This window comes from Lentilactobacillus hilgardii DSM 20176 = ATCC 8290, assembly GCF_000159315.1.
Lineage (GTDB): Bacteria > Bacillota > Bacilli > Lactobacillales > Lactobacillaceae > Lentilactobacillus > Lentilactobacillus hilgardii.
Genome location: NZ_GG669999.1, coordinates 21,319 through 36,140, shown reverse-complemented (window position 1 = coordinate 36,140; position 14,822 = coordinate 21,319). Strand labels below are relative to the sequence as shown.

Here is a 14,822-nt window from a genome sequence, read left to right as displayed (position 1 = left end):
AGTGCTAATCAAAGAAATCGCTAAAGAAATTTTTGATTCCTTCGCCACGTTTTTTCTTCTGTGTTTTTCGTTTCGGCTTGTCTGATTTACTCGACACAGGAACTTGAGCATCTTGCGGGTCTGTTAGCTTTGGAACTTTTGTTGATGTAGCACCAACGGCTGAACGAACAATCATTTCAACATCCGAGATATCTGAGAAATATGAGACAAGGGACAGTCCAGCTGTAAACGACGGATGCCGCAGCCCCATTTGATCTGGAATATAAACTCTGACATTCGTATTGAATTGATCAGCCGCCAACTCAGCAATTCCCGGAAGTGCGGCAACGCCACCGGTTAAAACGATTCCACCTGGTAATTCAAGTGCTTGAACTTGATCAAGTCGGCTTTTAATTCGATCGAAAATCTGACTTAGACGGGCCTCAATAATTTCAGCTAAGTATCTTTCATCAATGTAGGTTGGCTCAGCTTGGCCAACAATGTCTACTGGAAATTGATTATCAGCCGATGCCTGCAGTGAATCAGCATATCCGTAATCTCGCTTAATTTTCTCAGCATTTTCCATTGAAGTATTTAAAACAATTGATATATCTTTTGTAATGTACTCGCCACCCTCGGGATCAGTAGTTGCATACTTTAATTGGTGGTCATGAATAACCGAAGCGGTTGTTTGGCCACCGCCGAGGTCAATAATGATGGTACCAAAATCTTGTTCACCATCATTCAAAATTTCATGGCCTTCTGCTAACGGCGTCAAAACCGTGGAGATAATGTTCAAGCCGGCTTTTTCAACCGCCTTTTTTAAATTGTGCATAATCCCTTTTGATCCTGTAATGAGTTTCCCGCGCATTTCTAAGCGGACACCGACCATTCCCCGAGGATCTTTAATATCGTCAAAGCCATCAACAATAAATTCTTCCGGTTGAATGTCTATAACTTCGCGTTCTTGAGGCAAACTGGTACCTAATGCAGACACCGCTACGTTTCGAACATCTTCGGCCGTAATTTCACGAGATTGGTCATCCAAAGTGACCAACCCGTTACAATCTTCAATTCGCAAAATGTTCGCCGGAACACTGACAATAACATCTTTAATTTCAATACTTGCTTTTTCTTGAGCTTGACTTACTGCACTCCTAATAGCTTCAGCGGCCTGATCTATATCAACGATCACGCCACGGCTGAGACCGTTAGAAGGCTCATTCCCCACACCAATAACGTTCAGTTGCCCTTTAACTTTTTCTGCAACAATTACTTTTATTGAGGTAGTTCCTATATCAAGTCCCACATATAAACCCGAATTATCCATATATGTAAGGAACCTCCACATCTAGAATATTTTCTGAACATAACATAAGTTTAACACAATGATAACGACGGAAACAGCCTAATTGACGCTAATAATCACCTGTATTCTTACGACTTAACTTTTGATTCATGCTTCGTTAACGGATAAGAATATGCCCCAACCTCCAAATTGATGATGCTTTTAACTTTCAGCTTTGCATTAATACTTGGGTAATAATCCATTTTGTCACCAAAACTGGAAATTGATGCAAAAACTTTATTGCCATCATTCATTTGTAAGTATACCCGATCCCGGTTGCTTTTAACCGGTGAATAACTGATCGTATTAATTGCAGCTCGAACCGGGGGATTGATCCGCCGATATTGTCTGATCGTTCGCCGAAGCGTCTTGGGATTCTTAAACTTTTTCAAAACCGGAAATCCATCACGAGGATTAAGCACTTTATTCTTAATAATAACCCCACTCTTTAAGATAGGCTGGTATCCTCCATCGGTATAAAGATAACCAATTGTCGGATACTCTTCAACTTTAATATGGATTCGATTGAAGTTAACGAGGTTAATCTTAACAGACTGCATTCTTTGACTTCGATCTTTTAATTCCCCAGCAAGTTTATCCGTTTTACCCCAAACACCAAAAAGGGACATCCCCTTTTTGACAGGAGAGTAATGCTTAATCTGCTTAATACTGACAATTTCGTTACCGCTTATTTTGATACTTTTAACTCTACTGATTGGAGAGATCAAGAATCCCATGGCACAAATGATCATCAGAAATATTATAATAAATGGCCACATTCGTCTAAAGTTCCGAATTTGATAGTCTTTAACGAGCCGACGCTTAATTTTCTTCTTTGGGGAATTAGTCCCCAAAGAAGATTGACCGGAAGCTTTTTGCCAAGGCGTCGGCTCCTCATCATGATCGTTTTTCCTGCCCATAGTTGTCCCCCTTGTCAGCAAGTGACTTAATCAAAATGATTTAATCGCGGATTCCCCGTTTATCTCACAAATTTAATTCTGTCAAACAAATTAATTTTATCACTGCTCACCCTAAGTCCGGTTATCTTATCAATCCACGTGCAATATCCAAAATTTGGTCAGCTGAATTGACAACGCCCAGTTTCTTTGAGTTTTCTGACATTTTCTCACGTTCATCCGAGTCATGCATTAATTGGTCAATCGCCTTTAATAAATTTTTAGGATTAAGATCGGCTTCTTTAATCATTAATGCAGCTCCCCTTGTGACCAAACTCATTGTGTTCTTCGTCTGGTGATCTGCCGTAACGTACGGGCTGGGAATCAAAACTGCCGGAATACCCAAAGCGGTAATTTCCGCAATGCTCGTTGCACCCGAACGACCAATAATCAAGTCAACCTTGCGAAGTACCTGTGGCATATTGTTGATATACGGTAAAATTTTGATGTTATCCTTAATTTTAGTCTTGCCCAATTTCTTCATAACACCATCAAAGCGCTTTTGACCTGTCACAAAGACGACCTGATAGGTACGTTTATTAAATTCATTGACTGATGCAATAACGGCATTGTTGATGGCAGGTGCCCCCTGGCTGCCGCCAAAAATCAGTACCGTTGCTTCATCATCTTTCAGGCCAATTGACGACCATTTGAAATTGCTTTGCATATGAGCGACCTGCTGTGCACGCGGATTTCCCGTAAAAACAACTTTTTCTTTCGGGAACTGGGCCTTTGCTTCATGAAAACCAATTGCAATTTTATCAACGTATCGGCTCAGAAAACGATTTGTCAAACCAACGGCGCTATTTTGCTCATGAATAATTGTAGGAACATGTGCTTTAGCAGCTGCGTAAACAACTGCTCCTGAAACGTAGCCTCCTGTTCCAATGACGACGTCCGGCTTAAAATCTTTAATCATTTTTTTTGATTCATGGACACTTTTTAGGAACAACGCGACCGTTTTTAAGTTTTCCAAAGACAATGACCGCTTAAATCCCTGAATCCGTAAAGCGACAAATTTAATCCCCTGATTCGGTACAATGGCGCTTTCCAAGCCACGTTCAGAACCAACGTATAGCACCTCTGAATCAGGCTCCTGTTTCATCAAATCTTCAATAATCGCAAGAGCAGGATAAATATGACCGCCAGTACCACCACCGGAAATAATTAATCTCATTGTTTTTCCTCCTGCTTATGCGTCAATTTCTCAACATCCTTAATGAATTCATCGCCACGTTGTTCAAATGTCTTGAACTGGTCCCAACTGGCATTGGCAGGCGACAGTAAAATGATGTCTCCAGAATCACTATAATGATAAGCAGCTGGCACTGCTTCGTCTAAATTATCTACCTTGGTAATATTCTTAACGCTGGCTTTTTGTAACGATTCTTCCAGCAAGTCAGCTGTTTGGCCAAACAAAACAGCGGCCTTAACGTGCTGTTTAAATTGTGGCACCATTTTATCAAATGTATAGCCACGATCTAACCCCCCCGCCAAGAGTACAATGGGATGGTCAAATCCCTCAAGTGCGATTTGAGTCGCCTCAATGTCAGTAGCTTTGGAGTCATTATAGAATTTGCGGCCATCAGCTTCCAATACAAACTGAACTCGATGACGCACACCCGTAAACGTCTCCAAAACATTTGTAATTGCCAGATTAGATTTCCCCAAAATCTTTGCGGTCGCAATTGCAGCAAGCGCGTTTTCGACATTTTGCTGACCTGGGACTTTAATATCGTCAGCATTCATAATAAATTCATCGTTATAATATAATTTGCCGTTTTTTTCGTAGGCGCCCCGATCAATTTCAGACGTACGGGCAAACGGGACAACCTGAGCTCTGGATCGTTTGCTTAACTGTCGCCACTCATCAGAGTCAAAGTTAACAACAAAAAAGTCATCCGGTGTTTGGTTCATTGTGATACGCATTTTAGCATTAACATAGTTTTTTCGAGTTTTATGATAGTCCAAGTGATTCGAAAAAATATTCGTTAAAACAGCAACGTGAGGATGCAATTTTTTAATTCCAAGAAGCATGAAGCTGGATAATTCCATGACTATCGTATCATCTGCTGTTGATTTTAAAGCCGTTTCAGTGGCAGAGACCCCGATATTTCCTGCTGCATAGGCATGTCCCTTTTTACGTTCTTCGTTTAAAATTTTAGTAATCATTGTAACTGTTGTTGTTTTTCCATTACTACCGGTAACACCGATAATTTCGGCATCGGTCATTTGAGCCGCTAATTCAACCTCGGTAATAATGGGCATTTTTTCACTGACAGCTCTGGCAACAACCTCATTATCATAAGGAATTCCCGGGTTCTTAACCATCAGGTCAAAATGATTATCCAAAATATCAGCAGTCTGCTTTCCCGTAATCGTCTTAATACCCCGGTCTTCCAACTCGACTACTTCCGGAAGCTGATCACTTGGCTTGGCATCATTTAAAACAACTGTTGCACCTAATTGCTGTAATAACTCGGCTGCATGTGTGCCACTTTTTCCAGCTCCTAAAACTAGAATTCTCTTGCCTTTATAATCATCAATCATTTTCATCCTGAATTTATCCCCTTTTGTTCCTAAGAAGTTAAAACATCAATTAACTTATTTATCTCAGCTATTAACATATTTTATTTTTTAGATTTAAAAATAGATACTCAAAGAGGTCGGTAGTAAAACCTCAGTCTTACCCCAACCCTTAAACAATCGTTATCATACTGATTACCGCTGCAATCAATCCAATACTCCAGAAAACAATATCAATTTTCCATTCAGACCAACCACACATTTCAAAATGATGATGAATGGGTGTCATTTTGAAAACACGCTTTCCGGTTAGTTTGAATGAAGCAACCTGAATCATAACGCTTGCCGTTTCAAGAACATAAATAATACCGATAACCAAGAGTGAAAACTCATGATGAACCAGTATTGAAACACACGCAAGCACGCCACCTAAGGCCAGAGATCCCATATCACCCATGAAAATCTTAGCAGGTTTGTGGTTGAAAATGAAGAAAGCCAATAGTCCGCCGACAACGGTAAAACAGAACATTGCAACATCGTTTTGATGTTGAACAGCCGCAATAATACCGTAAGCCGCAAAGGAAATGGTTCCGAGTCCGGAAACCAACCCATCAAGACCATCGGTCAAATTGACCGCATTAGAAAAGCCGACCAACCAGAATACAATGAATAGGATATACCAGTATCCAATTCGCCAATCTGAAGCAAATGGTATTTTGATAGCCATTGGAAAGCCCTCATGGCTATAGACAATTGAAAAAACAATTGCAGCAATAATCTGTCCCAGCAGTTTTTGCCATGCCTTCAACCCCTCGTTTTGGCGACGGAATAGCTTAATAGAGTCATCCCACATACCAATCAATCCATAAGCGATCAAAACAAACAGCAGAATTGATAACGTCGGTGTTAACCCACCCTGAAATCCTGCAACCGCTAAATCGGCAATCACAATTGCAATAATGAATAGAATACCACCCATGGTTGGTGTCCCAGACTTCTTTTCATGCCATCTTGGACCTTCTTCACGAATCATCTGGCCTTCATGTTTACTTCTAAAATACTTAATCAAACTGGGCATAAAAAGTGCTGTTATGACAAATGCCCCGATTGATGAGACTAACCAATTCCCCATTTTCTTTCAATCCCATCCTTAACCATAATATTAAAACAACTTCTTTGTTTTATTCAAAATTGGCCTTTAGTGTCTGGCCCTTTTTTATTGTTTGCGAAAAGTTAATACTTTGACTATCTGCATATCCAGAACCCGTAGATTCTAGTTTCAATCCGGTTAATTGACAAAATTCAGCAACATCTTTTTTATTCCAGCCAATAATTCGAGGCATTTTCCACGTCCCGTTCGTCAGAATAAAGACTCGCTTTCGTTCAGCCAGTGTTGTGTTCGCTGTTGGCGATTGCTTGATAACTGTTCCACCGTTACCAATCGATACAACTTCAAAGTTTTTCTCGTTCAATACTTTTTTAGCTTCCGTTGTTGTTTGATAGGTCACAGAAGGTACTTGCTTCTTAACCACCGTCTGCTTGGTATTAGAATTTTGCAAAGCCCGAACGATAACCGGTTTAAAAATTTCCGCCATCAACTGGGTAGCTGTTTTGGTACCGGTTAGTTTGGGCTGCTTCATCGTAATGTACATCACATAACGTGGATTATTAGCAGGAACCATCCCTGCTACCGAATAAAGATAGCTGTCATCGCCGGAAGCATAACCACCGTTACCGTTGCTTACCTGTGCCGTGCCAGTTTTAGCCGCAACTCGATAGCCTTTAATCTTATAATCCTGCCCAATACCATAAGATTTATAAACAACATCCTGCATGTGATCACGGACTTTTTTTGCGGTTGATGATCGAATCGGTGTTCCGATTTCTTTAGGACCATACTTTTTAACCGTTTTACCCGTATTGGGATCCGTTACCTTAGAAATAAAGTACGGCTTCATCATCTTACCATTATTTGATACCGCAGTTAAAGCCTGCATCATTTGAATCGGCGTAATTTCAATTCCTTGACCAAATGCCGTATCGGCTTGCTCAATAGGATAATTGAACTGAATTTTCCCCGTCAACTCATTTGGCAACCCGGAGTCGGTTGATTTTAAAAAGCCGAATTTTTGAATATATTTTTTCCATGTCTTGGGCCCCATTTGTTGTTCCAAATGTGCCATAGCAACGTTACTTGAAAGGGCAAACCCTTTATTGTAAGTGATATATCCCCAACCGGCCGTGTCCCAATCGGGTACAATCTTGCCGTCTATTGAATAACGACCGGATTCATAAGTATCATTTCCGTGAAAATGGCCGGAATCGATTGAAGCGGATAACGTAAAAATTTTCATTGTAGAACCAGGTTCAAATGTATCGGATGTAAATGTATTTGTCCAAGCCTTGCCAATACCGGATAAAGTAGCAGCGTTAAAGCTTGGTCGTTGAGACTCGGCTACAATTTTTCCAGTCTTGGCATCCATCAAAATCGCATTCAAAGATGCCGGGTGAACCTGGGATTGAACCGAATTCATTTCACTTTCCAATAACGTTTGAATTCGGGAATCAATTGTTGTATAAATGTTGTCGCCGTTTTTAACCTTACGTTCCTTCTGTTTTTTACCAGGTAGTTTGTAACCATAAACGTCATAGTCGGCATTCCTAAACCCGTTAGTTCCGGCTAACTGTTTATTAAAAGCCTGTTCGATTCCCATTTGTCCTACCAAATCAGACATACCGGTCTTTTTATTATTTTGTGAGGTGGCTACCCCAATCAAATTAGACGAAAAGACACCATTAGGGTAAAGACGTGCTTGTTGTTGGACAAAGTTAATCCCTGCGAGATGTTTAGCATCAATTTTTTTCTTCGTAATGAGAGAAATGTTAGTACCGGCGCTGCCAAATTCAACTTGAAATGGATGACCGTCCTTTGGTGATAGTATCTTCAGGGCCTTTTTTTGAGTAATTGGTAAATACTTCGATAAAACACGAGCCGTTTTGGCCTTATTAACGACATACAGCGGTTTATCATTCAGGCCGCGTTGGTTCTTATCAAGAACCGCATAAAGCGAATATGTACTGGTATCTTCAGCAATCGGATCCCCGTTTGCATCATAAATTGTGCCGCGCTTGGCCTTTAAAGTCTGTGTTTGATTGTATAATTTCTCTGCTCTTTCGTTCAGATTAACGTGTTTCACGTTTTTGCCGACTGCAATCACGACCAGACGTAGAGAAAGGACAAAAAAGACAATGAAAAAAATCAAAAGCAGTGAGATTCCAACGAGCTTTCGATTTTTTCGGGCTTTTAAATTTTCTTTAGAGCGATTAGATGGGTCTTTCATTTAGTAACATTCCTTATATTTCCATTGGAAAGAGACATGCCGTTTTCTTTAGCAATTTTCTGAAGCCGACTGCTACTCTGTAACTCCCCAATTTGCTGCTGCAGGTTTGTATTATTATTGTGGATGTTCGTAATCCGGGTATCCAGATGCTGAAGCTGATGCTGCGAATCGGACAGCGAAATTTTAGACGAAACAACTACTAACATTAGCACAGTTAACATGACACTTCCACAAGCAATCAGCGTTTTTTCAAAAGCATTCAATCCCAGACGTTGGTTTGCACCTATTTCAGGTGTTTGAACCCGTTTTGGTGTTGAAATGTAGGTTTGCGGTTCCTCTTGGGCAAGGTTACGAGCTAAATTATTTTGTGCCATACTTATGTATTCTTCTTTCTACTAGATTTTTGTTCGTTCAATGATTCGTAATTTTGCACTATGAGCACGATGATTGTCTGCTAATTCATCTTCATTTGGAATGATTGGTTTTCGAGTAATAAGCTTATATTTGGGTTGAAGTTCCTTTGGAATAACCGGCAAGTTAGGTGGTAATTCTGGTAATGATGCCTTTTCTTTAAACATGGTTTTAACAAGCCGATCTTCAAGCGATTGAAACGTAATGACGCTGATTCGACCACCGACTGCTAAAAGTTCAAGTGATTGTTCCAATGAATCCTCTAAAGCTGAAAGTTCATCATTAACCGCAATTCTAACTGCTTGAAAAACCTTTTTGGCCGGATGACCGCCATGCCGTCTTGCTGCGGCAGGAATCGCTTCTTTAATCAAAGTTACTAAGTCAGTTGTCGTATTGATCGGGTGATCTTCACGAGTTCGCTCAATTCTCCTGGCAATCTGCTTTGAAAACTTTTCTTCACCATATCGATAAAAAATTCGAACCAATTTCTCATACGGCCATTCATTAATCACTTTCCAGGCATCCACTGGATTATCCTGGTCCATTCTCATGTCCAGATGGGCTTCAAAACGATAGCTAAACCCTCTGCCCGCCTCATCAAACTGTGGTGATGACACGCCGAGATCATAGACAATCCCATCAATTTTGGAAATCCCCTGATCAGCCAATGCGACCTTAATGTTTCTAAAATTATCATGAATCAGGGTCAACTTATCATTTTCAACGTACTGGCGAAGATGCTGTTGATTATATGAAATTGCTTCCTCGTCTTGGTCAAATGAATAAAGGTGACCCTTATCTATTCTTTTTAAAATTTCTGTGGTGTGTCCCCCACCACCCAGCGTTGCATCGACGTATGTACCGTTGGGATCAACGTCCAAACCGTCCACTGCCTCATGCAATAAAACGGTCACATGCTTAAAGCCAGACATACAATCACCACTTTTCAGTTAGCTATTTTTTGTCATAACGACTAAAGATCTATGATGTTTTCAGCAATTTCATCAAAATGAGCTGCGGCATCACTTGTAAAGGCGTGCCAAGCAGGCTCGCTCCATACCTCAATTCGGTTAGAAACGCCGACAACGACACACTTTTTTTCGATTTTTGCGAAATTTCTTAAAATACTAGGAATATTTACTCGACCTTGTTTATCAAATTCACACTCAACGGCAGCTGAAAAGAAAAAACGAGTGAAAGCTCGAACATCTCTTTTGTTGATCGAAAGAGAATCGATCTTATCTTCAACTTTTTTCCATTCGCTCATTGGATAACCAAATAAGCAGCCATCCATCCCTCGTGTAATAACGAACTTGTTACCAAGATCTTGACGAAATTTAGCGGGAATGATGATACGCCCCTTGGCATCGATATTGTGCTGAAATTCACCAAGCAGCATCCCTACATCCCCTTTTATTTCAACTTGCAATCACATTTTACCACAATTCCCCACTACCAACCACACTGCCCCTATTTTTGTAAAAAGAATGTCACAAACGATTTCATAAAAGGGTACAGCCCCTCATAATGACTATTAAAATAGGCATTATCAGTTGTGGAGAATTGGTGGGGAATGATATAAAAAAATACTGAAAATGAAGATTTCTCCTCAAACTTTCAGTATTCCAAATTTTAAATAAGTTTATATATGCAATATTATTAATAGTCAACTATTCGTACACATGCTAACCTGCTTGAATGATCATATAAACAAACGTGCAAATCCAGCAAACAAGCAATACTAGGTCACTTAAACGCCAAAATAAAACAAAGAATCGACGAAAAGTCATTTTTTCATCTGTCAAAATTTGCCAAAGCAACGCGACCAGGCTAATTGTCATCCAAATAATCACAATTTGTGGGATAATCGATCCTGATGCGGCAGAAGCACTTAATTGGTGAATAAAAAATAATATAAATGGCGGCCACAGGTCAACCGGTACAACTTTAACCCTTTTGTGGGGCATAATTTTTTTGCGAATTAAGATCATGACAGTGGCAATAAATAAAAGAACAGCTAATTGCATGAAAAACACTGCTATCATGGTCGCCCATGAAGGAAATTGCATCGCTCGTCCCTCCTAATTTTGACAAAACGTATTGCAATGAATGATAATGATAGTTAGACTAATTATTGAATATAATCAGAAAGTGGTGCAAATATTGGCGCGTAAAAAGAGAACAACATTTCAAAAAATAACTTTGACTTTCGTATGGATCATGATTATTGCAACGGTTGGTTCATTATTAGCTTCAGCTGTAATCACGATTATGGAGCAGCAATAGCCAAAACGATCAAGCAATGGAAAAGGCTGGACATCAAAAACGATGCTGGTCTTTTTTTGTGCCATCAGTCATATATCCCAACACATCAGCTGTTGGATGATTTTTAAACCAGGATAAAATCATAAATGTTTTCGTCCTCCTAAGGCTTTTTGAAAACCTCTCGTGGCTTACTGCCATTTTGAGGACCGATATAACCACGATTTTGCAAGTCGTCAATCAATCTGGCCGCACGATTATACCCAATTCTAAAATGTCTTTGAAGTAACGACGTACTGGCTTTCTGTTCATTAATCACAAATTCCAGTGCATCATCAAATAAATCGTCCTCTGATTCCTGCTGATCTTCCTGCTTGATTTCTTCATCACTAACCATCATTGACTCGTCGTAATCAGCCGATTGCTGATCTGTGATGAACTTAACAACTCGGGAAACGTCTTTGTCTGGAATAAAAGCACCCTGGACTCGAATAGGCGTATTTGAGTCAATTGGCAAGAAGAGCATATCGCCGCGTCCCAACAATTTTTCAGCACCATTAGTATCAATAATGGTTCTGGAATCAATTCCGCTAGAAACGGCAAATGCAATTCGAGAAGGTACATTCGCTTTAATTAATCCTGTAATAACATCAACGGAGGGCCGCTGAGTTGCTAAAATCATATGGATCCCCGCAGCACGCCCCATTTGAGCTAATCGAATGATCGCTGCTTCAACATCATTTGAAACAGTCATCATTAAGTCAGCTAATTCATCGACAATAACAACGATATATGGCATTGGTTGAATTTTAACATCATTCTCTTTATTATTTTTCGCCGCAAATTCATTAAACGTACTAATTTTACGTTGCCCGTATTTAGCAAACAGTTCATATCGATTTTCCATTTCGGAAACAACTTTCTGAAGTGCGCGAGCCGCCTTTTTGGGTTCAGAAACAACCGGACTAAGCAAATGTGGAATGCCATTATAAACGCCAAGTTCAACTTTTTTGGGATCAATCAACATTAATTTAACTTGACTTGGTTTGGCATTTAATAAAATACTGGTAATGATACTGTTGATTGCGACTGATTTACCACTACCCGTGGAACCGGCAATCAGTAAATGCGGCATCTTTGTTAAATCAGCTGCAATCACATTTCCATTCACATCTTTTCCAAGCGGGACCTGCAATAAATGACCATGATTATCCGGTTGATGTTCAACAACATCTCTAAATGAAACTGTCGCAATCTTTTTGTTAGGAACTTCAATCCCGACCAACGATTTTCCCGGAATTGGTGCTTCAATTCGAATATCCTTTGCTGCCAGTGCAAGTGCGATATCATCAGTTAAATTAACAATTCGACTAACTTTAACTCCGATATCAGGATGAATTTCATATTTTGTCACTGAAGGGCCCAGACTGACATGCTTAATTTCAGCCTTGACCCCAAAACTGTCGAGCGTTTCTTGAAGCACCTTTGCGTTATGGTCAATCGATTTCAATTCACCGGATTGATCATCCTGCGACATCTGGGTTAATAAATCAGATGTTGGTAATTTATAGGAATCGTCTTCCTGAACGTTTACCAAATCAACATCATTTGACTTGTCCTGCTCTGGCTTTGATTCCGTGACAGACTCTTTTGGGGGCTGTTTCACATCATCTTTTGGTTCATCCGACACTGGCATTCCAGAAATTGTAATAGATGATGTCGAAAACTTGGGTTTAACATCCTTTTCTTCCTTTGGCGCATCAGTTTGCTCTTTTAGGGGTTGCTGTTTTGCTTGATGATCCGGTTGAACTGTCTCTTTTTTCACTCTTAATAAACGTATTTTTTGTTGGATTTCCCCAAAAGCATGGCCGATAAATGCGATTGTCTTGTGAATGGCCAAAAAGACGTTGCCAAACGAAATATTAAACAATACAAAACCACCAGCAACAACCAATAAGCCACTGATAATACCAGCACCGATTTTTCCAACCAACATATGTAAAAGATAGAAACAAATTGCCGATAAAATGCCACCACCAATGTTGGAATTTGTATTCGAGGAAATCATATCATCGGTTAACTTACCCCAGTTTACGGCTACAAACTCAACCGGTTGGGCAGTTTGAACATATTCAACCAGACTAATAAAGGTTAAAACGCCGATCACAACCATGACGATTCCCAAAAAATATCTTCCCTTGATCTTGGGCAAACGAGAAAATCCGGCAAGCCACAGCCCGCCAACTATTAAAGTCAGCAGCCCTAGTGGGTATAATATGCCAACAAAAATGCGCAGAATATTAATCATTAATATTCCAACAATACCAGCATGAAAGAGGCCTAACAATGCCCAAACGGCCACCACCGCTCCCAAAATATTAACTGCATATTTTGAGAAAAAGGTTTCAGGCTTTTTGGCCTTGGTTGGGCGACCTCGTTTTTTAGTTGTACGTTTACGAGTCCTCTTTGTCGCCATTTTTTTCTCCTCAATAATTAAATTGTTCACAAAGAATAATCATCATGAAAACGATCATTACACCCCTTTTCACATTAATAAAGCAAAAAAATCGGGTGTGAACGAAACTTTCTCCTAGCTGATGCAAAATAAACCACTTTCCTATTTCAATTTATCATGTGGATATTTATGTGTCCGCTCCAAATGATTAAAGCTTTGCTGTCTTAAAACTTCATAAATCACAATTGCGCAACTGTTTGATAAATTCAATGCTCGAATATGATCATCGTCTTGAGGAATTCGAATGGCCTTTTCCGGATTCTTTCGCATAAAGGGTTCGGGTAACCCTGTTGTTTCCTTGCCAAACAATAAATAATAGTCCTGTTTAGGATCTGAATAATCCGGATCAGTATAGTCTTGGTTGGCAAACTTGGAAACTAAAAAAAGATTTTTTGGGTTTTCAACCGTTTTCAAAAATTCGGGTAAATTTTGATGATAATTTATTTGAACCTTGTTCCAATAGTCAAGCCCTGCTCGCTTTAAATGCTTATTATCCAACTTAAAGCCCAGAGGTTCAATTAAATCTAAAATCGTATCGGTGCCGGCACATGTCCTGGCAATGTTTCCGGTATTGGCCGGCATTAACGGTTCAAATAAAACAATATGATTAGCCATTTTTTCCTCCATCATTAAAATGATTAATTAAAATTGATACATCCACAGTAATCTTTGTCAACGTCTCAAGTTGTACTGAGCTGTGCGAGCTTTGCCCGCGACCCCAATGAAGGGGTGTCATGATCATCATGTCACGCTGTAGCCCGGCAGGAATTTGAAATTGATATCTTAATGGATAGATACTACTGTGTGGATAATGAGTTGTAAATAAATCTAATACTTTTTGATTAGAATACGAACTGTTTGCTTGATCGGTTCCATAAAGCAACTGTCGTAATTCTTGCAAGTAACCGCTATTCGGAATAATTTTGATCAATTGTCCCCCTGGTTTAATGACCCGGTTAAACTCACTATACGAAGAAGGAGAAAATAAATCAATTACTGTTGAAAAAACAGAAGTGTTAAAAGGTAAGCGAGCGAGATCCGCAACACAAAAAAACGCCCTTGTTTCATGCTGGGTTGCTAAGTTAATACCGTCCTTTGAGATATCAAAGCCAATAGCAGTATCTGCATTGGCCCTTTTTCTCAACAACCGCGCCAAAGGTGTCCCTTCTCCACACCCAACATCCAATATTGTTTCCGGAGCAGCCTTTAAAAATGTACTGATCTTTTGGATAAGACCATCAAACAGGCCGGCCTGTAAAATACGCTGACGGGAAGCCAACATTTGCTTATCATATTCATTGTTAGCTGACTTGGTCAAGAAATACAGCGTACCTTTTTTCGATATATCAAATGAATGATTATTTGGACAAACCAAGCTGAATCCGGCAACTCGCTCAAAAGGACGCTCGCATACCGGGCAACGAAACAAGTCCCGATTTTCATTCACAAAAGCAGTTGCTTTTTCAATCTTTTTCAAAAATTAC

14 protein-coding genes are annotated in these 14,822 nt (G+C 39.8%); 1 reads left to right on the top strand and 13 read right to left on the bottom strand.

The window, feature by feature from the left end; genetic code table 11:
• Positions 1-4: 4 nt before the first annotated feature.
• From ftsA to HMPREF0519_RS12050, 10 genes are all read right to left on the bottom strand, one after another.
• Entirely contained in the window at positions 5-1,309 is a 1,305-nt protein-coding gene (ftsA, locus tag HMPREF0519_RS12095; RefSeq protein ID WP_225429158.1) for a cell division protein FtsA, read from the bottom strand.
• A 107-nt stretch (positions 1,310-1,416) separates the two neighbouring features.
• Positions 1,417-2,247 carry a cell division protein FtsQ/DivIB gene (locus tag HMPREF0519_RS12090; protein WP_003636612.1) on the bottom strand — a complete coding sequence of 277 codons (831 nt, stop codon included), beginning with the start codon at positions 2,245-2,247 and terminating at the stop codon, positions 1,417-1,419.
• Positions 2,248-2,368: 121 nt separating this feature from the next.
• Positions 2,369-3,460 (bottom strand): undecaprenyldiphospho-muramoylpentapeptide beta-N-acetylglucosaminyltransferase, encoded by a 1,092-nt coding sequence (murG, locus tag HMPREF0519_RS12085; RefSeq protein WP_003636611.1) that lies wholly within the window; start codon positions 3,458-3,460, stop codon positions 2,369-2,371.
• Positions 3,457-4,839, bottom strand: coding sequence for a UDP-N-acetylmuramoyl-L-alanine--D-glutamate ligase (gene murD / locus HMPREF0519_RS12080; protein ID WP_003636609.1), 1,383 nt, complete (start codon positions 4,837-4,839; stop codon positions 3,457-3,459). Before murD ends, murG begins: the two co-directional genes overlap by 4 nt.
• Before the next feature lie 142 nt (positions 4,840-4,981).
• The gene (mraY, locus tag HMPREF0519_RS12075; protein WP_003561539.1) at positions 4,982-5,941 is read right to left on the bottom strand and encodes a phospho-N-acetylmuramoyl-pentapeptide-transferase; all 960 of its coding nucleotides are present in this window, start codon (positions 5,939-5,941) and stop codon (positions 4,982-4,984) included.
• Positions 5,942-5,990: 49 nt separating this feature from the next.
• Complete coding sequence (locus tag HMPREF0519_RS12070; RefSeq protein WP_003636606.1) at positions 5,991-8,150, bottom strand: penicillin-binding protein; 2,160 nt, start codon at positions 8,148-8,150, stop codon at positions 5,991-5,993.
• Complete coding sequence (gene ftsL / locus HMPREF0519_RS12065; RefSeq protein WP_003636604.1) at positions 8,147-8,524, bottom strand: cell division protein FtsL; 378 nt, start codon at positions 8,522-8,524, stop codon at positions 8,147-8,149. Before ftsL ends, HMPREF0519_RS12070 begins: the two co-directional genes overlap by 4 nt.
• Positions 8,525-8,545: 21 nt before the next feature.
• Complete coding sequence (gene rsmH, locus HMPREF0519_RS12060) at positions 8,546-9,493, bottom strand: 16S rRNA (cytosine(1402)-N(4))-methyltransferase RsmH (RefSeq protein WP_003636601.1); 948 nt, start codon at positions 9,491-9,493, stop codon at positions 8,546-8,548.
• Positions 9,494-9,534: 41 nt separating this feature from the next.
• Complete coding sequence (gene mraZ, locus HMPREF0519_RS12055) at positions 9,535-9,960, bottom strand: division/cell wall cluster transcriptional repressor MraZ (RefSeq protein WP_035463057.1); 426 nt, start codon at positions 9,958-9,960, stop codon at positions 9,535-9,537.
• 286 nt (positions 9,961-10,246) lie between these two features.
• Positions 10,247-10,630: a DUF3397 family protein gene (locus HMPREF0519_RS12050; RefSeq protein WP_003561547.1), complete on the bottom strand. Its 384-nt coding sequence runs from the start codon at positions 10,628-10,630 to the stop codon at positions 10,247-10,249.
• Between the two features lie 40 nt (positions 10,631-10,670).
• Here HMPREF0519_RS12050 and HMPREF0519_RS13455 point away from each other — a divergent pair, with 40 nt between their 5' ends.
• Entirely contained in the window at positions 10,671-10,847 is a 177-nt protein-coding gene (locus tag HMPREF0519_RS13455; RefSeq protein ID WP_003555119.1) for a DUF4044 domain-containing protein, read from the top strand.
• Between the two features lie 139 nt (positions 10,848-10,986).
• Here the strand turns inward: HMPREF0519_RS13455 and HMPREF0519_RS12045 are convergent, their stop codons facing one another.
• The 3 genes from HMPREF0519_RS12045 to HMPREF0519_RS12035 form a co-directional block, all read right to left on the bottom strand.
• Positions 10,987-13,299, bottom strand: a complete 2,313-nt coding sequence (locus HMPREF0519_RS12045; protein ID WP_190870485.1) for a DNA translocase FtsK — start codon at positions 13,297-13,299, stop codon at positions 10,987-10,989.
• A 141-nt stretch (positions 13,300-13,440) separates the two neighbouring features.
• Positions 13,441-13,953 (bottom strand): tRNA (cytidine(34)-2'-O)-methyltransferase, encoded by a 513-nt coding sequence (locus tag HMPREF0519_RS12040; protein ID WP_035444930.1) that lies wholly within the window; start codon positions 13,951-13,953, stop codon positions 13,441-13,443.
• Positions 13,946-14,815, bottom strand: a complete 870-nt coding sequence (locus HMPREF0519_RS12035; protein WP_003636594.1) for a methyltransferase domain-containing protein — start codon at positions 14,813-14,815, stop codon at positions 13,946-13,948. Before HMPREF0519_RS12035 ends, HMPREF0519_RS12040 begins: the two co-directional genes overlap by 8 nt.
• Positions 14,816-14,822 lie beyond the last annotated feature (7 nt).